This window comes from Paenibacillus sp. AK002, assembly GCF_053903045.1.
Window position 1 is genome coordinate 1,707,734 of sequence record NZ_CP096377.1, and the last position, 20,636, is coordinate 1,728,369.

General features: G+C 54.0%; 17 protein-coding genes. 12 read left to right on the plus strand and 5 right to left on the minus strand.

The window, feature by feature from the left end; genetic code table 11:
• The first annotated feature begins 77 nt into the window (after window positions 1-77).
• Window positions 78-959 carry an ABC transporter permease subunit gene (locus M1D70_RS07220; RefSeq protein WP_433942071.1) on the plus strand — a complete coding sequence of 294 codons (882 nt, stop codon included), beginning with the start codon at window positions 78-80 and terminating at the stop codon, window positions 957-959.
• A 13-nt stretch (window positions 960-972) separates the two neighbouring features.
• Window positions 973-1,857 (plus strand): carbohydrate ABC transporter permease, encoded by an 885-nt coding sequence (locus tag M1D70_RS07225; RefSeq protein ID WP_456289543.1) that lies wholly within the window; start codon window positions 973-975, stop codon window positions 1,855-1,857.
• A gap of 195 nt (window positions 1,858-2,052) precedes the next feature.
• On the opposite strand, the gene M1D70_RS07230 is transcribed toward M1D70_RS07225, so the two are convergent.
• The 3 genes from M1D70_RS07230 to M1D70_RS07240 are packed head-to-tail and all read right to left on the minus strand — an operon-like array spanning window position 2,053 to window position 4,383.
• A complete protein-coding gene (locus M1D70_RS07230; RefSeq protein WP_009591592.1) occupies window positions 2,053-3,438 on the minus strand; it encodes a nucleoside recognition domain-containing protein in 1,386 nt (461 codons plus the stop codon).
• Entirely contained in the window at window positions 3,389-4,135 is a 747-nt protein-coding gene (locus tag M1D70_RS07235; RefSeq protein WP_456289544.1) for a FeoB small GTPase domain-containing protein, read from the minus strand. Before M1D70_RS07235 ends, M1D70_RS07230 begins: the two co-directional genes overlap by 50 nt.
• A complete protein-coding gene (locus M1D70_RS07240) occupies window positions 4,132-4,383 on the minus strand; it encodes a FeoA family protein (RefSeq protein ID WP_015733973.1) in 252 nt (83 codons plus the stop codon). The genes M1D70_RS07235 and M1D70_RS07240 overlap by 4 nt, the downstream gene beginning before the upstream one ends.
• Before the next feature lie 243 nt (window positions 4,384-4,626).
• On the opposite strand from M1D70_RS07240, the gene M1D70_RS07245 reads away from it, so the two are divergent.
• From M1D70_RS07245 to M1D70_RS07275, 7 genes are all read left to right on the plus strand, one after another.
• Window positions 4,627-5,673: a flavin-containing monooxygenase gene (locus M1D70_RS07245; protein ID WP_456289545.1), complete on the plus strand. Its 1,047-nt coding sequence runs from the start codon at window positions 4,627-4,629 to the stop codon at window positions 5,671-5,673.
• A gap of 4 nt (window positions 5,674-5,677) precedes the next feature.
• On the plus strand, window positions 5,678-5,983 hold the full coding sequence (locus M1D70_RS07250; protein ID WP_009591630.1) for an ArsR/SmtB family transcription factor: 306 nt from the start codon (window positions 5,678-5,680) through the stop codon (window positions 5,981-5,983).
• Between the two features lie 371 nt (window positions 5,984-6,354).
• Complete coding sequence (locus M1D70_RS07255) at window positions 6,355-8,082, plus strand: proline--tRNA ligase (RefSeq protein ID WP_456289546.1); 1,728 nt, start codon at window positions 6,355-6,357, stop codon at window positions 8,080-8,082.
• Window positions 8,083-8,762: 680 nt separating this feature from the next.
• Complete coding sequence (locus M1D70_RS07260) at window positions 8,763-9,785, plus strand: MBL fold metallo-hydrolase (RefSeq protein WP_456289547.1); 1,023 nt, start codon at window positions 8,763-8,765, stop codon at window positions 9,783-9,785.
• 441 nt (window positions 9,786-10,226) lie between these two features.
• Window positions 10,227-11,408 (plus strand): glucose-1-phosphate adenylyltransferase, encoded by a 1,182-nt coding sequence (locus M1D70_RS07265; protein WP_456289548.1) that lies wholly within the window; start codon window positions 10,227-10,229, stop codon window positions 11,406-11,408.
• A gap of 13 nt (window positions 11,409-11,421) precedes the next feature.
• On the plus strand, window positions 11,422-12,525 hold the full coding sequence (gene glgD / locus M1D70_RS07270) for a glucose-1-phosphate adenylyltransferase subunit GlgD (protein WP_009591739.1): 1,104 nt from the start codon (window positions 11,422-11,424) through the stop codon (window positions 12,523-12,525).
• Window positions 12,526-12,562: 37 nt separating this feature from the next.
• On the plus strand, window positions 12,563-15,007 hold the full coding sequence (locus M1D70_RS07275) for a glycogen/starch/alpha-glucan phosphorylase (RefSeq protein WP_009591716.1): 2,445 nt from the start codon (window positions 12,563-12,565) through the stop codon (window positions 15,005-15,007).
• Window positions 15,008-15,374: 367 nt separating this feature from the next.
• Here the strand turns inward: M1D70_RS07275 and M1D70_RS07280 are convergent, their stop codons facing one another.
• Window positions 15,375-15,938 carry a phosphatidylglycerophosphatase A family protein gene (locus tag M1D70_RS07280; protein WP_015733980.1) on the minus strand — a complete coding sequence of 188 codons (564 nt, stop codon included), beginning with the start codon at window positions 15,936-15,938 and terminating at the stop codon, window positions 15,375-15,377.
• Between the two features lie 166 nt (window positions 15,939-16,104).
• Between M1D70_RS07280 and M1D70_RS07285 the strand changes: the two genes are divergently transcribed.
• The 3 genes from M1D70_RS07285 to M1D70_RS07295 all read left to right on the plus strand — a co-directional run bounded on the left by M1D70_RS07285 (window position 16,105) and on the right by M1D70_RS07295 (window position 18,674).
• The gene (locus tag M1D70_RS07285) at window positions 16,105-17,163 is read left to right on the plus strand and encodes a GerMN domain-containing protein (protein ID WP_036662599.1); all 1,059 of its coding nucleotides are present in this window, start codon (window positions 16,105-16,107) and stop codon (window positions 17,161-17,163) included.
• Window positions 17,164-17,278: 115 nt separating this feature from the next.
• Entirely contained in the window at window positions 17,279-18,037 is a 759-nt protein-coding gene (rph, locus tag M1D70_RS07290; RefSeq protein ID WP_015733982.1) for a ribonuclease PH, read from the plus strand.
• A gap of 4 nt (window positions 18,038-18,041) precedes the next feature.
• The gene (locus M1D70_RS07295; RefSeq protein ID WP_009591642.1) at window positions 18,042-18,674 is read left to right on the plus strand and encodes an XTP/dITP diphosphatase; all 633 of its coding nucleotides are present in this window, start codon (window positions 18,042-18,044) and stop codon (window positions 18,672-18,674) included.
• 74 nt (window positions 18,675-18,748) lie between these two features.
• Here M1D70_RS07295 and asnB read toward each other — a convergent pair whose 3' ends face one another.
• A complete protein-coding gene (asnB, locus tag M1D70_RS07300) occupies window positions 18,749-20,593 on the minus strand; it encodes an asparagine synthase (glutamine-hydrolyzing) (RefSeq protein WP_456289549.1) in 1,845 nt (614 codons plus the stop codon).
• Window positions 20,594-20,636: the final 43 nt, after the last annotated feature.

Below are 20,636 nucleotides of genomic sequence, written 5' to 3' on the forward strand. Positions count from 1 at the left end.
ACAGGATGCGATTTATCCGGCAGCGATGCCGGATAAATCGCATCCTCAAGACCATAGGAAGAAAGGAGTCGGACACTTTGGATAAAGTGATGTCCAACAAAAAAATCATCGCGCTGTATGTTCTGCCTGCACTGCTTGTGATCATGGCTGTCGTGTATATTCCGATCATGCTAACCGCTTATTACGGACTGAACGAATGGAACGGAATCGGTGCGATGACCTTTATCGGGCTGGATAATTACCAGGCCTTGCTCTCGGACGGCAAGTTCTGGGACAGTGCATGGCACTCCCTGCTGTTAGCCGTCTTCTCGGCTGCAAGCCTGATTATTTACCTGGCCGTGGCGATGGTGCTGGCCTCCAAGATCAAAGGCGCCAACCTGTTCCGCAAAATCTATCTCATTCCGATGCTGCTGTCCTCCGTTGCCATCGCGCAGCTTTGGCTGCGCATCTATCACCCGACGAACGGAATCGTGAACAGCTTCCTGGAGTCCATCGGGATCACGAACCCGCCCGCATGGCTTGCCGAGCCGTCGCTTGTATTGTTTGCATTGTTTATTCCGATTTTGTGGCAGTATGCCGGTTTTTATATCTTGATCTATTATGCAGCCTTGAAGAATATCCCGGCTTCGCTGGTTGAAGCAGCTAAAATCGATGGGGCAACCTCCTTCCAAATCGCGTTCCGAATCAAGCTTCCGCTCATCATGGAAGTGATCAAGGTGACGATCGTGCTGGCGGTGGTAGGTTCCTTGAAATACTTCGACCTCATCTTCGTCATGACGGACGGGGGGCCTAACGGCGCGAGTGAAGTGATGGCGTCCTACATGTATCATACGGCTTTCCGCGCTTATGATTTCGGTTACGGCAGCGCGATCGGGTTCTTCCTGCTTGTGATCTGTCTGATCGTAACGTGGGTCATTCGGAAATTAACGGCATCGAAAGAAACGATCCAATATTCATAAGGAGGGATGCTTCATGATATCCGGAGCCACAGGACAGCTCCAAGAAGGGCGCGCCCGTTCCGGAAACGGAGCGGCAGGCAAGATCGGATACGCGCTGTTGTACATCGTGCTGATCGGCGTAGCCGTATTCCAGCTGTTCCCGCTCCTATGGCTGCTGCTGTTCTCTTTGAAAAACAATCAGGAGGTATTCGATCTTCCGCCTCTGTCCCTTCCGATGAATCCGCGTTGGGAGAATTACGAGAAGGTATGGAGCGCCGGCAACATCAGCGTTTATTTTCTGAACAGCGTGTGGATCACCGTTGTCGCGACTGCGCTTACGGTCATTCTGGGAAGTCTCGTCACCTTCGCGATTACGAGAATGAAATGGAAGGGCAACTCTTTCGTGCTCGGGTTGTTTATGGTGGCCATGATGATTCCGGTTCACTCCACCTTGATCCCGCTGTTCAGCATTTTTAACAAGGTCGGTTTGACCGATCATCCGGTTTCTTTGATATTGTCGTACGTGGCTTTCAATATGCCGATCACGATCATGATTCTGCTCGGATTCTATTACACGCTGCCGAAGGAAGTGGAAGAGGCCGCGGTCATGGACGGCTGTTCGGTTCACCGGGTCTTCTTCCGGATCGTGCTTCCGATGACGGGCTCGGTGCTGGCGACGACAGCCATCATTAACATGATTTATAACTGGAACGAATTTATCTTCGTGAACACGTTCATCAGCTCGGATATGTTCAAGACGCTGACCGTCGGCGTCCAGAACTTTATCGGTCAATACACGACCGATTGGGGCGCTATCGGCGCAACCCTGATGATCAGCATTTTGCCGATCCTGCTGATGTTCCTTTTCCTCAGCGATCGTATCGTGGAGGGCATTGCGGCGGGTTCTGTTAAAGGTTAAGTTTCATCGAACTCATCCAGTTTCGGATAAAAAAATCGAGCCGTTCCAAGGGATTTCTTGGAGCGGCTCGTTATCTATTGCATAATGATTGGCTTGCAGGGCCGCTTGCCATAAAAAAGGCATCCCAAGGTTGGATTAACCTTGCGGATGCCCCGTATATGATGAAATGAACTTCTGCCTGCTGCAGCCTGTCGTTTAAACCCATCCCAATGCCCGTGCGGCCTGGGCGACCAGGAAGGTCACGCCGATGGCGATGGCCGTCGGAATGGCAAAGGACAGGAACGTCCACTTCGCGCTTTTCGTTTCCTTCCAGATGTTGACGAGCGTGGTTCCGCAGGGGTAATGGAGCAGCGAGAACAGCATCATGTTCAGCGCGGTCAGCCAGGTCCAGCCTTGGTCCAGGAAGATTTGCTTGAGTGCAAACATATCCTCCACCTCCGTCAGGGAGCCTGTTGCCAAATATCCCATCAGCAGGATCGGCAGCACGATCTCGTTCGCGGGAAGCCCGATGATAAAGGCCATCAGAATGAAGCCGTCGAGTCCGAGCGCGCGTGCAAACGGATCAAGGAAGCTTACAAAGTGAATCAGGATGCTGGAATCCCCGACGTAGATATTGGCCAAAATCCAGGTCAGCACGCCTGCGGGCGCTGCGACGATGATGGCTCTGCGCAGGACATAAATCGTTTTGTCGAGCGTAGACCGGAGTATGGTATTCAGGATTTTCGGTTTGCGGTATGGCGGCAGCTCCAGCGTGTAGTGGGAAGGAACGCCTTTCAATGCCGTCTTCGATAATCCCCATGACACCGTAAGCGTGACAACGACGCCGATCAGCACCATGCCCATGACAACGGAGGCGGTCACGAGCGTCTGGGCTCCTCCCGAAAAGCCTGCCGCCATGAACAAGGAAGCCAGCAGGATCAAGGTCGGCCAACGACCGTTGCAGGGCACGAAGTTGTTGGTCAGAATGGCGAGCATCCGCTCCCGCGGCGATTCGATTATCCGGGTCGACATAATGGCGGCCGCATTACAGCCGAATCCCATCGCCATGGTGAGGGACTGCTTGCCGTGCGCTCCCGTTTTTTTGAACAGTCGGTCCAGATTAAAGGCTACCCGCGGCAAATAGCCGTAGTTCTCGAGCAGCGCGAAGGCCGGGAAGAAGATGGCCATGGGAGGCAGCATCACGCTGACAACCCAGGCGGTTCCCCGGAACAGCCCGAGTATCAGCACGCCATGGAGCCAATCGGGTGCGTGGATGGCCTGAAAAGCCATGGTCAGGTATCCTTCAACCCAGCCAAAGAAACTGGCCAGCATGGAAGATGGCACGTTTGCCCCGGCGATCGTCAAGTAAAAAATAACGCCGAGCATGGCCAGCATGATCGGGAATCCCCACAGCTTGGAGGTGAAGATACGGTCCAGCCGCTCGGAACGGTACAGCAGCTCCCGGTTGGTCACGGTGACGGCGTCGCTGCACAGCTCCCGGGATTTTTTGAATAACTCGCCCACGATGTCTTCCCGGACATCCTCAACCTGATCAGAAGGAATGGCCGCTGTTAGAGCTTCCAAGCGCTTTAGCTGTTCCAAGTGAAATCCCCCCTTTATCCGCGGCCTTTAATCTATCTCTCAGCGTCGCAATCAGCTTGCGGTCTCCGTCGAGAAAGCGGATGGCCAGCCATCTGGCCGGATATTCGTCTCCGACAATGTCTCGTAATTGGGACTCTAATCCCGAAATTTGCGCCTCCAGCTGTTCGTTGTATCTCATCCGGTAGGGCTTGGTCGGCGTCTGTCCCGTGGACATCAGCAGCAGCTGTTCGGACAATACGTCCAGCCCCTCGTTGTTTCTGGCCGATATGGGAATGACGGGAACGCCGAGCTGATCCGCCAGCTTGCGCGCGTTAACCTGGATTCCTTTTTTCTTCGCTTCGTCCATCAGATTCAGGCAAACGATGACGCGGTCGGTCATTTCCAGCACTTGAAGGGCCAGGTTGAGGCTGCGCTCCAGCGCGGTTGCATCCAGGACCAGAAGGGTGACGTCCGGTTTCTCGAAAATAATGTAATCGCGCGCGACTTCTTCATCGGCCGAGTTGGAGAACAAGGAGTACGTCCCGGGCAGATCGATGAACTGGAAGCGGGCGTCTTTGTATTCGTAATGGCCGCTCGCGAGACTGACCGTTTTGCCGGACCAGTTGCCGGTATGCTGCTTCAAGCCGGTGAGCGCATTGAAAAGCGTGCTTTTTCCCGTGTTCGGGTTGCCCGCCAGCGCGACGGTATACGTTCTCATGATGATATCACCTTACCCCATATTAACTGGCTCTCTTCTTTTCTTAACGCAATGACGGTGCCTGCTACTCTATAAGAGGTGGGATCTCCGAGCGGGCTGGCCTTCAGCACTTCGATGACGGAACCCGGAACGAAACCGAGGTCCAGAAGCCGCCGTTTATGTTCGCCGCGGATATCCACCTGTTCAATCAAAAATCGCTCTCCGAGAGCTGCCTGATGCAGATGCTGCCGATGTTTTGTCTCATCCATAAAGTTTAACCTCTCCCTAATAAATTGGGCCGAGCATATATTGTTTCCTTGAAGCAACTTTATGCCTATAGTATGACCGAATGCGTGTATTGTCAACTGGATTCATCAGATATTTATTCCAGTTTCATGCGGATGGTCCCCATGCAGCTTCCCTTGAAACTTCCATTTTATGCTTGTAAGAGAAGCAAGATACGCGTAACATGTATATATGAGCAATTATTCATATATAAAGGGGATTCCTATATGGTTTGGGATGTTATCGTTATCGGAGCGGGACAGGCGGGATTGGCATCCGGCTATTGGCTGCAGCAGGCGGGGATGAAGTTTCTGATGCTGGATCGGGGATCGGAGGCGGGGGAGGTTTGGAAGACGCGGTATGATTCCCTGAAATTGTTCACGCCCAGAACGCATAGCGCGCTATATGGGATGGCTTTAGAGGGGGATCCGCACGAGTTCCCGGATAAAGATGAAGTGGCTTCCTATTTGAAATCCTATGTAGCACGGTTCAGGCTGCCCATTCAGTTCGCGACGAATGTAACATCGGTCCGCAAGGAAGGTGGAATGTTTATCGTCGATACCGACCGCAAAAGCTTCCAAACCAAGGCGCTTATTATCGCAACCGGACCGTTTCGGCAGCCTAGAATACCTGCGTTTGCAGCATCTGTTCCGGGGGATGTTCTCCAGCTGCACTCGTCCGAGTACAAGAGGCCTTCCCAGCTTCAAGAGGGCGATGTGCTTGTCGTTGGCGGCGGAAACAGCGGGGCCCAGATCGCGGTGGAATTGTCCGGGGACCGGGAGACGTATTTGGCGGTTGGGCAGCCGCCGCGGTATTTGCCAATGACTCTTTGGGGGAAGGGGATGTTCTGGTGGCTGGACAGGCTCGGCGTTCTCTCAGCCAGCAATTCCTCCTGGGTGGGACGCAAGCTGAGGGGCCAGGGGGACCCGATTTTCGGATATGAATTGAAACAAGCGGTCAAGTGCGGTAAAGTGGTGTTGAAAACGAGAGCCGTTGGTGCCGGCGCTTCCGGCATGCAATTCGAGGATGGGACGGCGTTAAAGGTCCGGAACATCGTCTGGGCTACCGGCTTTGCTGCCGGTTATGATTGGCTTCATATAGAGCAAGCGTTGGATCGCAAGAAGGCACTTATTCATACACGCGGCATCAGTCCGGTGAAGGGGCTGTATTATGTAGGTTTGCCTTGGCAGACGCATCGGGGCTCCGCGCTGCTGGCAGGAGTTTCACGGGATGCCCGCGAAATCGTTCAAGCCATTATGGAGAAGAGGGGGTAAGTTTATGGAAAAAGAACACCATGAGCTGCTGCACGAAGACCAGGCCATGGAAGCGTCACGACTCCTGAAGGCCATTTCGGATCCGACGCGGATCCGGATTCTTCATTTGCTCTCACAGGAAGAATGCCCTGTCGGTCATATTGCCGAGGTGCTTGGCATGAGTCAGTCGGCGGTATCCCACCAGCTTGGCTATCTGCGCAGTTTGAGACTGGTCAAATACCGAAGGGACGGAAATATATATTATTACACGTATGAAGATGAGCATGTTATCGGGATTTTGCAGCAGGTGCTGGACCATATCGCTCATTAGAACATCCCGACCTATCGAGGCTTGACATTCCGGCCGCACGGCTGTAATGTATTGGAAAATGAATTCCGTGAATAACCATCATCAAGGACATGAGAATGCAAGATTCGGCGAGACAGAGAGGAAGCCCCCGGCTGAAAGGCTTCTCCCCGCCAGGCTGCATTCTTCCTACCTTGTAGTTGCCCGCCGTAACCAAGCGGCGCCGGTTTGGCCCGTTACCGCCGCATGAAGCATCTTGCTATGAGCGTCCAGACGGTCTGCAAGATGGAATCAGGGTGGTACCACGAGCACATTCGTCCCTAGGAGGCGAATGTGCTTTTTTTTGCGTGCGGCTGGTGTTATTCATGGATAGTAGAAGAAGGAGTATGAGGAAAATGCGGCAAAGCCAATTATTGATGACCACGATGCGCGATGTGCCGTCCGAGGCGGAAGCACTGAGCCATCAATGGATGCTCCGCGGCGGATATATCCGTCAAACGGCGGCAGGGATCTATTCGTACCTGCCGCTGGGCTGGCGGGTCTTGCGGAAGATCGAAGCGATCATCCGGCAGGAAATGGACTCAGCAGGCGGGCAGGAGCTTCTCATGCCCGCTGTCCAGCCTGCCGAGCTGTGGAAGGAATCGGGCAGATACGACGTATACGGCGCGGAGCTGATCAGACTGCATGACCGCCATAACCGGGAGTTCGTGCTTGGACCCACCCATGAAGAAGTGATTACGTCCATCGTTCGGCAAGAGATTTCTTCGTACCGGAAGCTGCCGGTCAACCTGTACCAAATACAGAGCAAATACCGGGATGAGCGGCGTCCGCGTTTTGGCCTGCTCCGGGGCCGGGAATTCCTGATGAAGGACGCGTATTCCTTCGATCGGGACTGGGAGGGACTGGACGCCTCCTACCGGAACATGTATGAAACGTATGAGCGGATCTTTAGGCGCTGCGGTCTGATGTTCCGGGCGGTAGAAGCCGATGCCGGCGCGATTGGCGGACAAGGGGAGACCCATGAGTTCATGGCGCTGGCCGACATAGGGGAGGATACCGTTGTATCCTGCAGCGATTGCCGTTATGCGGCGAATTTGGAACGCGCGGAATCTGCGGCACCGGGAGAGCCTGCTGCCATGAGGGATTCCGTAAAAACCGGCGGCAGCTCAGCTATGGAGCGCATATTAACTCCTGGAGTGAAGAGCATTCAGGAACTGACGGATTTCCTCCAGGTCGGTGCGGAGCAATTGATGAAGACGCTGATTTACCGCGTGGACGGGGAACTGGTTGCAGTGCTTGTCCGCGGCGACCGGGAAGCGAACGAGACCAAGGTGAAGTCCTACTTGGGAGCAGAAGCTGCGGAAATGGCGAGTGCCGAAGAAGTCAAACAGGCGACAGGAGCACCTGTCGGGTTTGCGGGACCGGTTGGCTTACGCCTAAAGATCATGGTCGATCATGAGGTGGCCGCCATGGCGGAGGGCATTACCGGTGCCAATCAGGAGGACACCCATCTGAAGGGGGTCCGCCCGGGACTTGATTTCTCGCTGGAGTACGTCGGCGATTTCCGGAATGTGACGGAAGGAGAGCCTTGCCCGCGCTGTGGAGCACCGCTGCAGTTTCATCGCGGGATTGAGCTCGGGCATGTTTTTAAGCTGGGAACCAAATATAGTGACGCCATGAACGGCAAGTACCTGGATGCCGACGGCCGGGAAAAACCGCTGATCATGGGATGCTACGGTATCGGCGTTTCCCGCGTCATGGCGGCCATTGCCGAACAGCGAATTTTGGATGGACGTTTGGTCTGGCCGATGTCCGTCGCTCCGTTTAAGGTCCACATCATCCCGGTTGCGGTGAAGGATGAGACCCAGATGCAACTGGCCGAGCACATCTACCGCAAGCTGAGCGGTGCTGGTCTTGAGCCTCTTTTGGACGACCGGGACGAACGGGCCGGGGTCAAGTTTAAGGATGCCGACCTTGCGGGCGCTCCGCTGCGCATCATCGTCGGGCGCGGTGCGGCTTCGGGGGAGGTTGAATGGATGGGCGAGGATGGAATCAAGATCAGTTTGCCTGCCGAGGAAGCAATCCAGCGTTCCCGCGAGGAGGCAGACCGTCAGCTGAAGTGAATGCTATGGAGCCTCTCAGTATGAGGCGAGGATTCATGAAGTTGGAGATGATGAGAAGGATGGACTAAGTTGCAGAACGAGCAATTCCCGGAGAGGGACTTCGCGAATCGAAAAGAGAAAGTGCACATCTTTCAAGTCTCTAAGAACGACTTACAGGATTGATAATGGAGCGTACGCAGCTAGCTCAAGAGAACCTACAGTTTCCGTAAATGGAGAAGGCATCCCAAGGTTGTATGACCTTAGGGATGCTTTTTTGTTTATGAAGATGGTTCATTTGCTAATAAGCCATAAGGAGCCGACCAGATGTTTAACGCTTTATGATGAACAAGCATGAAGCAGCGGAGCGGACGAATCGATTCCGGAAAAGCGGCAGCGGTCGCCTTTGCCATCGGATTTTTACAGTCATTAAATACAGTGAAAAAAATCCGAGGGCAACAGCGATTGGAGGAACGATACGTACGCGCAGCGTCCTTTAATGAGACATAGTAACCCGCTCACATCAATCTTTGAATCCTTGTACTAACACTGCTGCTACTCTGACACCTTATCTTTCCGTGAAACCGACACTTCGGCAAGGCGAGCAAACAAACCACCGCAGCCTTCTATACATATCCCGATTACAAGCTTATGATGAAGGAGTCGGATAATAAGTCATACTGCGGACGGAGGTTGCATCTACGATGAATCAGGAAGAGAAGGGCTCCAGCCCGGATATTCATTATATAGAAGAGCATCAGCTCAGTCAGGTAAAAATTGCACTGTCCAACCCGTTACGATGGGTGAACAGCTATGTGCTGCGGGGAGATGACGGGGTGACCGTCATCGATCCGGGGCCGCGCACGGCTTCCTCGGAGCAGGAATGGCTGGCGGCGATGGAGCAGCTGGAGATGGATTTCAGAGATATCGTCTCCATCGTGCTGACCCATCATCACCCGGACCACTACGGGCTTGCCGGGTGGTTTCAGGAACGCTCGGGAGCGAAGGTGTGGATGTCAGAGCGGGCGCATCGGGAAGCGATGCTGATGTGGGGAGCGGATTCCTCGATGGATCGTGCGCTCCCCGCGTTCTTCCGGCAGCATGGCATGCCGGAAACCAAGCTTGCCCTGCTGCCGGAGCATTTGAACAGCTTCTTTCCCCAAGTCACGCCGCAGCCGGAGATCTCGTTCATCGGGGAGGACCTGCCGTTCCGGATGGGGAACCGGATCTGGATGCCGGTGCAGACGGCCGGCCATGCTCCGGGGCATCTGTCGTTCTTCCATGCGGACAGCGGCGTCCTGTTATGCGGCGATGCCGTGCTGCCGCAAATCTCGCCTAACGTGAGCCTGGTGCCCGGCAGCGATGCCGAGCCGCTGGCGCTCTTCCTTGCAGGGCTGCGCCGCCTGCGGGAACTGCATGTCCGGACGGCGTATCCCGGACACCGCCACCCGTTCACGCATTTCCGTGAACGGATCGAAGCGCTCCTCCTCCATCACGAGGAGCGCCTGACCACCATCGCCGGCATGCTGAGCGCTGCCGGACGGCTCACCGCCTACGAGGTCTGCACCGCCCTCTTCGGCGATAAGCTCGGCATCCACCAGCTGCGCTTCGCCATGTGCGAAGCGCTGGCCCATCTCGCCGAGCTGGCCCGGCGCGGAGACGCCGCGATGATCGAAACCGGGGACGGAATGTGCTATTTTTCTGTACGGAAACCGCCGCATTCCTGATATAATCAAGACATGAATAAAACCGTCTAATTGTACGTTGGCTTCCATCATGCGTAGAAAGGGCGGTTTTTTGTTTAATAGATTCAGAAGGCTACATAATGGAGCATCCGATATATTGAAGTGGCCGCTAGGCCGCTGGCGTAACGGCCGCGATCAGGATGCTTGGCAAGTGTCGTCACGGCCTTTTTATAGTGAAGAGAAGGCAGGTGATACCCAAGATGGGGGGCCTTCCCTCATTCGAGTCAGAGTTTCTCTCTACCCCGCATATAGTTGATGTACCTTTGCTGTTTGGCAAGGCCTTCCCTCAAGCGCTTGTTTCTTTAACACTGATCACCATGATCCACTCGCCATTTTTCGTATCGAAGCGTTCCCTTGGTTCACTCTGCAATTTTCATGTTATAGGATTCGTATCTCATTAAGCCCCTCAAAGGAGAATCTGTCATGAAGAAAAAAGAAGTAGTCGCGATGCTGCTCGCAGGAGGTCAAGGCAAACGCCTGAAGGGCCTGACCAAGACGCTGGCCAAACCGGCCGTTTATTTTGGGGGTACATACCGGATCATTGATTTTCCGTTGAGTAACTGCTCCCATTCCGGAATCGACACGGTCGGGGTACTCACCCAGTATGAGCCTTTGGTTCTGCATTCCTACATTGGCGTAGGAAGCGATTGGGATATGGATCGGCTGAATGTGGGCGTTTTCGTGCTCCCGCCGCATGAACGCGAGGACGGGACGACCTGGTACCGCGGGACGGCGGATGCGATCTTCCGGAATCTCAAGTTTATCGACCAGTACGATCCCGAGCACGTTTTGATTTTGTCGGGTGATCACATCTATAAGATGGATTACGACCGCATGCTGGCTTACCACAAGGAGAAAGAGGCCGATTGCACTATCTCCGTCATCGAAGTAAGCCTGGATGAAGCGAAACGGTTCGGCATGGTGAACACGGATGAGGACTACCGGATTTTCGAGTTCGAGGAGAAGCCGGCGCATCCGAAGAGCACAACGGCTTCCATGGGCGTTTATCTGTTTCGCTGGAAGCTGCTGCGTTCGTATTTACTGCAGAATGCGGACCTTCCGGATACGAGCCATGATTTCGGCAACGACATTCTGCCGAGGATGCTCGCGGACGGCAAAACGCTGTATGCTTATCCGTTCGAAGGGTACTGGAAGGACGTCGGCACCATCGAGAGCTTGTGGGAAGCCAATATGGATCTGCTGAGCGAGCAGCCCAAGCTGGATCTGAACGATCCGCTGTGGCGCATTTACACGCGGAATCCGAATCAGCCGGCAGAGTATATTTCTCCGAACGGCGTCGTCCGGAACAGCATGATCAACGAAGGCTGCACCGTGTGCGGCGAGGTGGAGCATTCGGTCCTCTTTTATGGCGTGGAGGTGGGGGAAGGCAGCGTCATTACCGATTCCGTCATCATGCCCAAGGTACGCATCGGCAGCCATGTTCGCATACACCGGGCGATCGTGACCGAGGACATGGTCATTCAAGATCATGCCCGGATCGGTCCGCCGCCGGAAGATCCATCCCAGATTGTGCTTGTAAGCGGTCATGATGAAGACGTCCTGAAGCTGCTTCAATCGTCTTCGTCCCACAATAATCAAGGTTAGGACGGGTGCGCAGATGAGAGAACTCATGGGTATTATTAATTTGGAGCATGAACGGGATGTGCTGAGTGAATTGACGTATTACCGGTGCGGGGCCGCCGTCCCTTTCGCGGGAAGGTACCGTCTGATCGACTTTGTAATGTCCAATATGATGCACGCGGGCATTGAGGATATCGCCCTGTTCGTTCGCAGGAAATACCGCTCCTTGATGGATCATCTGGGCGAAGGCCGGCCGTGGGATATGCATCGCAAACGGGGCGGCCTGTTCATACTTCCGCCGGATTGGAACGATGAAACGGATGTGTCCGCCGGCGAGCTGCGGCATATTTATAACAATCTCGATTTTTTTGAGCGGGGGGCGGCGAAGTTTATCGTGCATTCCGGCAGCCAACACATCAGCACGGTGGATTTGAACGAGGTGTACGAGTACCATCTGGAGCAAGGCGCCGACGTAACGCTCGTGTATACCAGGGTAAATGCACCGAGGGAGGAGCATCGTTCCTGCGCCCGCCTGGAAGTTGACGAGGACGGCATGGTCACGGACATTCATTATGAACACAAGCAGGATGCGGTATACATGGAGATGTTCGTGATGGAGAAATCGCGCTTTCTCGAGATGGCCGATCATTGCATCGCCCATGGCGGCAACAACTTTTTTCGGGATGCGATCATGCAAAACCGGCACAAGCTGAACATTGCGGGATATGAATATCTCGGATATCACGCGGTGATCAACTCGCTGGAAAGCTATTACCGCACGAGCATGAACCTCCTGAATCCGAAGGCGTATAACAGCTTGTTCCGCAAGCAGGCGGTCCACACCAAGATCAAGTACGAGGTTCCCGCCAAATACCTGAATTCGGCCGATGTAAGCAATGCGCTGGTTGCCAACGGCTGCCAGATCGACGGGGAAGTGAAGAACAGCATTCTGTTCCGAGGGGTGCAGGTGAAGCGGGGCGCAAGCATCCATAACTCCATCATTATGCAAAAATGCGTCATCGGCGAAAACGTAAGGCTCGAGAACGTCATACTCGATAAAGATGTGATCATCTCTCGCGATCATAAGCTCCAAGGCGATTTTCGCAAACCTTTTGTCATTGCCAAGGACATTTCGATCTGATCCTAAAATAAAACGATCCGTCAGGAGGAACTTTCTTTTGTTTAACAACAAGGAAACATTCAAGCAGATCTTTACGGAGCAATTGGTGAGTCGGTTGGGGAAGGGACTTGAGGAAGCAACGGCTGAGGATGTTTACAAAATCATCGGCGGCATGATCCGGGAATATGTCGGACGGGAATGGGCCGATGCCAACCGGATATACCGGGATACCGGGCAGAAGCAGGTGTATTATTTCTCTCTGGAATTTTTGATCGGCCGGCTGATGGGCAACAATCTGCTGAACCTGGGCGTGCTGGATATGGTCCGCAGCGGCCTTCTGGAACTGGGATGGAATTTGAATGAGATCGAGGAGCAGGAACCGGATGCGGGCCTAGGCAACGGGGGGCTCGGACGCCTTGCAGCGTGTTTTCTCGATTCGTTGGCATCGCTTAGCTATGCAGGCCATGGATGCGGCATCCGGTATAAGTACGGTCTGTTCGAACAGAAGATCATCGACGGCCATCAAGTGGAGCTGCCCGACAATTGGCTCCAGCGGGGGAACGTCTGGGAAGAACGTCGGGCAGACAAGGCGGTGGAAGTTCGCTTCTGGGGCCGCGTGGAGGTGGACGTGCAGGAGGGGCGGACCGTGTTTCACACGGCGGACTACGAACGTGTCCTGGCCGTGCCTTATGACGTGCCGGTCATCGGTTACGGCGAGGGGCAGGTGAACACGCTGCGGCTGTGGAGCGCCGAGTCCGCCTCGGATATATCCAGAATCCGTTCGGCCCATCATCATAACAGCTATTATAAATTTTTGGAATACAACCGTTCGGTTGAATCGATATCGGAGTTTTTGTACCCGGATGATTCGGCATACGAAGGCAAGCTCCTTCGCCTCAAGCAGCAGTACTTCCTCTGTTCGGCCGGCGTTCAGAGCATTCTCAGAACGTTTGACAAGCTGGGCAAGGCTTATCATGAGCTTCCCGAGCATGTTGCCATTCATATCAATGATACTCACCCGACCTTGGTGATTCCGGAGCTGATGCGAATTCTGATCGACGACAAGGGCTTCGGCTGGGATGAGGCGTGGGACATTACGAGCCGGACCGTATCGTATACGAACCACACGCTGCTTAGCGAAGCGTTGGAGAAATGGCCTGCCGGCATGGTCCGTGAGCTGCTACCGCGCATTTACATGATGATCGAAGAGATCAACAAGCGCTTCTGCGGTATGCTGCTGGAACGCTATCCTGGCGATCATGAGCGCATATCGCAGCTCGCCATCATGGAAAGCGACCAGATCCGCATGGCCAATTTGGCGATCGTGGGCAGCTATCACGTGAACGGCGTGGCGGCGCTGCACACGGAGCTGCTGAAGACGCAGGTCATGAAACCATTCTATGAGCTGTATCCGGAGCGTTTCAGCAACAAAACGAACGGGATTACCCATCGACGCTGGCTGATGCACAGCAACCCCGGCCTGAGTCAATGGATCTGCGATGGTATCGGCGATTCATGGATTACGGATCCGCGTCAGTTAATGCAGCTTAAGGGACTGAAGAACGACTCCGCCTTCCAGCAGGGCATTCAGCGGATCAAACGGAGCAATAAAGAGCGGCTTGCCAATTACATCGCGAATAAACAAGGGATCGCGGTCAATCCCGATTCCATATTCGATGTGCACGTGAAGCGGCTGCACGGCTATAAGCGGCAATTGCTGAATATTTTACGCGTCATGCATGTGTATAACGAGATTAAGGATCAGCCGGGCATGGAGCGCGTTCCCCGTACCGTTATTTTTGGCGCCAAGGCAGCGCCCGGTTACTATCTGGCCAAAAGCATCATCAAACTCATTAACGTCGTTGCGGATGTCGTGAATAAGGATCCGCAGGTCAATGACAAACTTCAGGTGCTGTTCCTTGAAAATTATTCGGTCTCACTCGCGGAGAAGATTATTCCGGCAGCCGATGTAAGCGAGCAGATTTCCACGGCCGGCAAGGAAGCCTCCGGCACGGGAAACATGAAGTTCATGATGAACGGCGCTTTGACCATCGGAACACTGGATGGGGCTAACGTGGAAATGTTCGACCTGCTCGGCAGAGAGAATATGTTCCTCTTCGGATTGGAGCTGGAGGACGTGTTGGAGTATTACAGGACGGGAGCTTATGTATCCAGGGAGCGGTATGAGCAGGACCCGAGAATCGCCCGCGTGCTGAATCAGTTGATTTCCTCAGGCCCGTTCTGCTGCCACGAGCTGGAGTTCGGGCAGATCCTGCAGTCCCTGCTGGATCATAATGACGAGTTTTTTGTGTTAGAGGACTTTGCCAGTTATGTCGCAACCCAGTCGGCCATTGATGATGCTTATTTGAATGACCGGTCCTGGACCCAGAAGTCGATTGTCAATATCGCGCACTCGGGACATTTCTCGAGCGATAACACGATTCACCGCTATGCATCCGACATCTGGAATGTTTCGCCTGTGAAGGTTGGCCTGAAGGGATAGTCTACGATTTCGATGCATATAAAGAACCCCGTCATAGAAATGGCGGGGCTCTCCATAGGTGCTCTATTGGATTGTTCTTCAACATAACATATGATCGAGACTCGTAAAAATGAATAGACAGATTTACCGATTCATGTGTAAGGGGCAGCCCGGTTTTTCAAGCGGTGACCAGCCTTCTTATAAAGGAAGAAACTCAGCTTTCGGGTCCGAATCCCGGCTGCGTTTCTACCTGCTATCGTCTATGATTCTTTGAAATCAGCCCGTCGGTTCGAAAATGGTAGGTGGCGGTTGCGGATAAGCCGCACTCTTTCGGAAGGCAGGAAAAGGGAGATTCGCACGCTGAGCGAATCTCCCTTTTTGAAGTGGTTTATTCTTTTGGAAGCTCTTCGGTCGTACCGTACAGCTCGATCTCCCGGTCGGCTTGCTTGCGATGGGCAATCCGGCTGCTGGCGGCTGCGGCAACCGCGCCGACGATGTCGTCGAGAAAGGTATGTACGCGGCCGCTTGATTTATCATTCAATTGCTCAAGAATGCCGGGTTTGAGTTTGTCGATATACCCGTAATTGGTGAAGCCGATGCTTCCGTACACGTTAACGATGGAAAATGCCAGGACTTCATCCACGCCGTATAACCCTTCGTCATTGGCGAGCATTTCTTGAAGCGGGGATATAAGGTTGCCTTCCTCGGCCAAAATGTCCAATTGAATGCCGGTTAACACCGCGTTTTGCACTTCACGTTTGCTGAGTACGGCATCCACGTTCTCGATGCACTCTTCCATCGTCAAATTCGGGTAGTATTTTTTCTGAAGGATCATCACCAGCTCCGCGATTTCCTCCAACTTGATTCCACGTTTATGCAGCAGGCTCCGTGTCGCTTCCGCTACCTTCTTGCTGTTCAGGCTGTATGGAATGTTTGAATCGTTTTCTGCCATGATGGAACTCACCTCATTTTCGTGGTTGATGAAGATGCTTACGACGATTGTACTTTTTCCGCACCCCTTTGTCCAGAAAGGGCAAAACTGAGAGTTATTTTTTTGGAAAGGGCTCGTATACATAGGAGTACAACCTGTACAAAAAAATGTTAGGGAGGAACAATACATGAAACGTAATCAACGTACTCTTCGCAGGCTTTCCGCCGCCGGGCTGCTTGCTGTTCCGATCGTGATGTCCGGCTGCGGCATGTTATCCGGGAAGCAATCGGAAGCGATTGACCCGCCGCCTGCGCAAGTGGAGAAGCAGATGCTGAACACGGCCGGATCCACGGCGGCTCAAGGAGACATCGGCATGCAGACAACGGTATATCTTGCGGATGCACGGGGGATGCTGGCACCTGTAACCTTGGGCATTCCGAAGGTGGAGGGCGCCAGCGTGGTGAAGGAATCCCTTGAAGTGCTGGTGAACGGAGGCCGTTACGCGGGCTATGTTCCACAGGGCTTCCAGGCGGTATTGCCTGCCGGTACGCAGGTCCATAACGTGACAGTCGATCCGGAGAGCAAATTGGCGGTCGTCGAATTCAATAAATCATTTGCGGAATATAAAGCGGCAGATGAACGGAGAATCCTGGAGGCGTTGACGTGGACGCTGACAGGACATGAAGGCATCGAGCAGATGCAGGTATGGGTGGACGGGGTCAAACTGACGGAAATGCCGGTCAATCACACGCCGCTGGACCGTCCGCTGTCACGTTCGATGGGAATCAATCTTCAAAAAGCGGATGATGCCTTGTATACGAACTCTTCACCGGTCACGGTCTATTTCTCATCGGTGACGCCGGAAGGCATTCAGTACTACGTGCCGGTCACAAGACTTGTTCCAACCGGACAAGACGCGGTGAAGGCAGCCTTAAACGAGCTGATTCGCGGACCGCAGTATGGCGACGGATTGGTTGAGGTCATCCCGGATGACACCACCGTTGCGGCGGTTGAAAAAGGGGAGGACGGAGCCGTAACCGTATCGCTTCAGGACAGCATGTTTGAACAGGGAGAGCAGGTTCCGACCGAGCTGCTTCAGGCCGTCGTGCTTACCGTAGCCGAGAATGCGGATGATGCCAAAGTGAAAATCCGGATGAACGACCTCACGGAGGTGGTTGGAACGGATAGCCGAAATTATAGTGAGCCCGTCAGCCGTCCGGAGTTCATCAACGAAATCTCGATCTGACCGATTCTCCGCCATCTTTGGGAAATTTCCCCCGCAAAAGGTGCTTTTGTGCCTGCACTTTGGTAGAATAGGGAATGCTAATCAGGATTGCGATAAGAAGTAGGAGGCAGAAAACATGAGATCTAACGGACGTAAGAGCGATGAGCTCCGACCGATGAATTTATCGACCCATGTGAATAAATATGCGGAAGGCTCCGTGTACATCGAGATGGGGGACACCAAGGTGCTGATTACGGCAACCGTGGACGAGAAAGTTCCCCCGTTTCTGAAAGGACAAGGAAAGGGCTGGGTGACGGCTGAATATTCAATGCTGCCGCGCGCAACACAATCCCGCAACCAACGGGAAGCCAATCGCGGTAAACTCAGTGGCCGGACGATGGAAATTCAGCGGCTGATCGGCAGAGCGCTCAGGTCTGTTGTGAATCTGCATGCTCTTGGCGAGCGGACGATTACGCTGGACTGCGATGTAATCCAGGCGGATGGCGGAACGCGGACCACCTCCATTACAGGAGCATTTGTAGCTTTAGCCATAGCTGTAAATAAAATTGCAGAACAACATAAATTAGCGGTATTCCCGATCACGGACTACCTGGCATCCATTAGCGTGGGCATTGCCGGCGGACAGGCGCTGCTGGATCTGAACTATGAAGAGGATTCCAAGGCGAAGGTGGACATGAACCTGGTCATGACCGGGAGCGGCAAATTCGTTGAGGTTCAGGGAACCGGCGAAGAGAGCCCGTTTTCCCGCGAGGAGCTGGATCAGATCCTGGAGCTGGGAGAGCAGGGGATCCGCGAGCTTATCGAGCGTCAGCAGGAGGCGCTTGGCCCGATTGCGGCCAAGATCGGTTCCGTGAATGCGAGCACCGGAGTCTGATCCCATGAAACTGACACTTGGAGATACACTCATTGTAGCTACACGCAATCAGGGGAAAGTCAAGGAATTCGCGCATGCTTTTGCTGCTTTCGGCACGGATGTAAAGAGCATGTACGATTACCCTGATCTGCCGGATGTCGTTGAGGATGGAGCAACCTTCGCAGCCAATGCATTCAAAAAAGCCAAGGAAGTCGGCGACGCACTGGGATTGCCTGTGCTGGCCGATGATTCCGGATTGTGCGTGGATGCGCTGGACGGCGCGCCCGGCGTTTATTCCGCCAGGTATGCGGGTGAGCATGGCGCGGACGAGGACAATAACGAGAAGCTGCTCGGCGAGCTCGAACGGTTAAGGCTCGGCGAGGACACCGAGCAGCCCCTGCTAAGTCCGGCCCGGTTCGTCTGCGTTCTGGTGCTGTATGATCCGGTCTCGGGAGAAAAGCTCGAGGCGGAGGGGAACGTTGAAGGCTGGATCACTTCGGATCCTGCCGGAGCGGGCGGTTTTGGGTATGACCCGCTCTTCTATTTGCCAAGCCATGAGAAGACGATGGCCGAGCTTTCCCTGGAGGAGAAGCAGGAAATCAGCCACAGGGGAAAGGCGCTGCGAAAGCTTGTAGCGGACCTGCAGGCGCTAAATTGATATACCATTCGCGAAAAAACCATACCGGCATGTGCCGGTATGGTTTCTTTTGATTTGTCGAAGTCCATAAGGACTTAACGGATGGATACGTTATATTCTTTGAGCCAGAAATGAACCTGGGCCAGGTAGGCAAACAGCTGCGGACCTGACATCAATTGGCCGAACCAAGGCAGATTGGAGGAAGCATCCGGCGAAGATGCCAGCTCCCGGATCCGGGCGGTATCGATGAGCGGCAGGAGCGGCGAAGAAGGATCGTCCAGAATAGACAGCACCTGTGCTTTGACGGCCGCCAGATAGTTCGGATTATGGGTTTTTGGATACGGGCTTTTTTTGCGGTACAGGACGTCATCCGGCAGCACGCCTTCAAGGGCCTTGCGCAGAATGCCCTTTTCCCGGTCTCCTGTCGTTTTGATGCTCCAAGGGATGTTCCACACGTAATCGATTAGGCGGTGATCGGTATAGGGTACCCGGACTTCCAGCCCAACGCCCATGCTCATCCGGTCCTTACGGTCAAGCAGGGTTGGCATGAAGCGGGTGATATTGAGGTAGGACATGACCCGCATTTTGGCCTGCTGCCCGGTCTCCCCGTCCAGCTTCGGCACTTCGGCTACTGCATCGGCATAGCGGTCTCCGAGGTATTCCAGCGGCTTGATCCAGTCCCGAATCTCGGCAGACAGCAGTCCGGCTCTCATATCCGGGGCGACAGACCATGGGAAAGTACCGGAATTCAGCATTTCTTCCCGGTGGAACCAAGGGTAACCGCCGAATATTTCATCAGCGGCTTCACCGGATATGGCGACGGTCGCGCCTTTTTTAATTTCACGGCAGAAGAGGAGCAAGGAAGCATCAACGTCAGCCATTCCCGGGAGGTCCCGCTTCTGCGTAGAGACATCCAGCGCTTCGACCAGTTCGGGCGTGTCGAATTCGATCCAATGGTGGTTCGTGCCCAGCTCCTCGTGCATCCGTTTGATCCATGGCGCATCCGCACCCGGCTGGAAGGAATGGGATTTAAAATGTTTGTTGTTGTCCACATAATCGACGGAGTAGGTGTGCACTTGTCCTTGGCCCGTCCGCTTGTAGTAATCGACGGCAAGCGAGGAAAGCGCGCTGGAATCAAGCCCGCCGGATAACAGGGAGCAGACCGGTACATCGGATACCAGCTGACGTTCAACGGTGTCGCGCAGAAGATCGCCCAAGAAGCTTGCCGTCTGATCCGCGTCATCCTCATGGGGCTTGCTTTCCAGCTTCCAGTAGGTATACTTGCGCAATCCTTCCCGGTTAAAGATCATGGCCATACCTGGACGAAGCTCTGCGATATCCTTGTAGACACCGTGTCCCGGAGTTCGCGCAGGGCCGATAATAAACACTTCCGCAAGTCCCTCGGCCCCAACAACAGGCTCCACTTTCGGATGCTGAAGCAATGCTTTCGGTTCCGATCCGAATACAAGCGTTCCGTCAATGTAGCTGTAGAACAGGGGTTTTACCCCCACCCGGTCCCGAGCCAAAAATACCTGTTCCCGCACGCTGTCCCAAATCGCGAATGCAAATATTCCATTGAGGCGTTCCAGACAATCGGGGCCCCATTCGATATAGGAGACTAACAAAACTTCCGTGTCGCATTTGGTATTGAAACGATGACCGCGTCGTACCAATTCGTCTTTAAGCTCCGCAGCATTATATAATTCCCCGTTATATACAATGGCATAGACTTCCTCTTCCTGATGAATGATCATCGGCTGAGCGCCATTTTCGGGGTCGATCACGCTGAGTCTTCGGTGACCGAATGCGCACGGGTTGGAAATCCAGGTGCCGGATCCGTCAGGTCCGCGGTGAGCCAAACTTTCTGTCATTTTTACCAGCAGCTGCGAATCCTGCGTCAAATCGCCGCTCCATTGTATAAAACCGGTTATTCCGCACATGACGGTTCATCCTCTCTTTGTCTTTGTCATACGCTGTCCCATC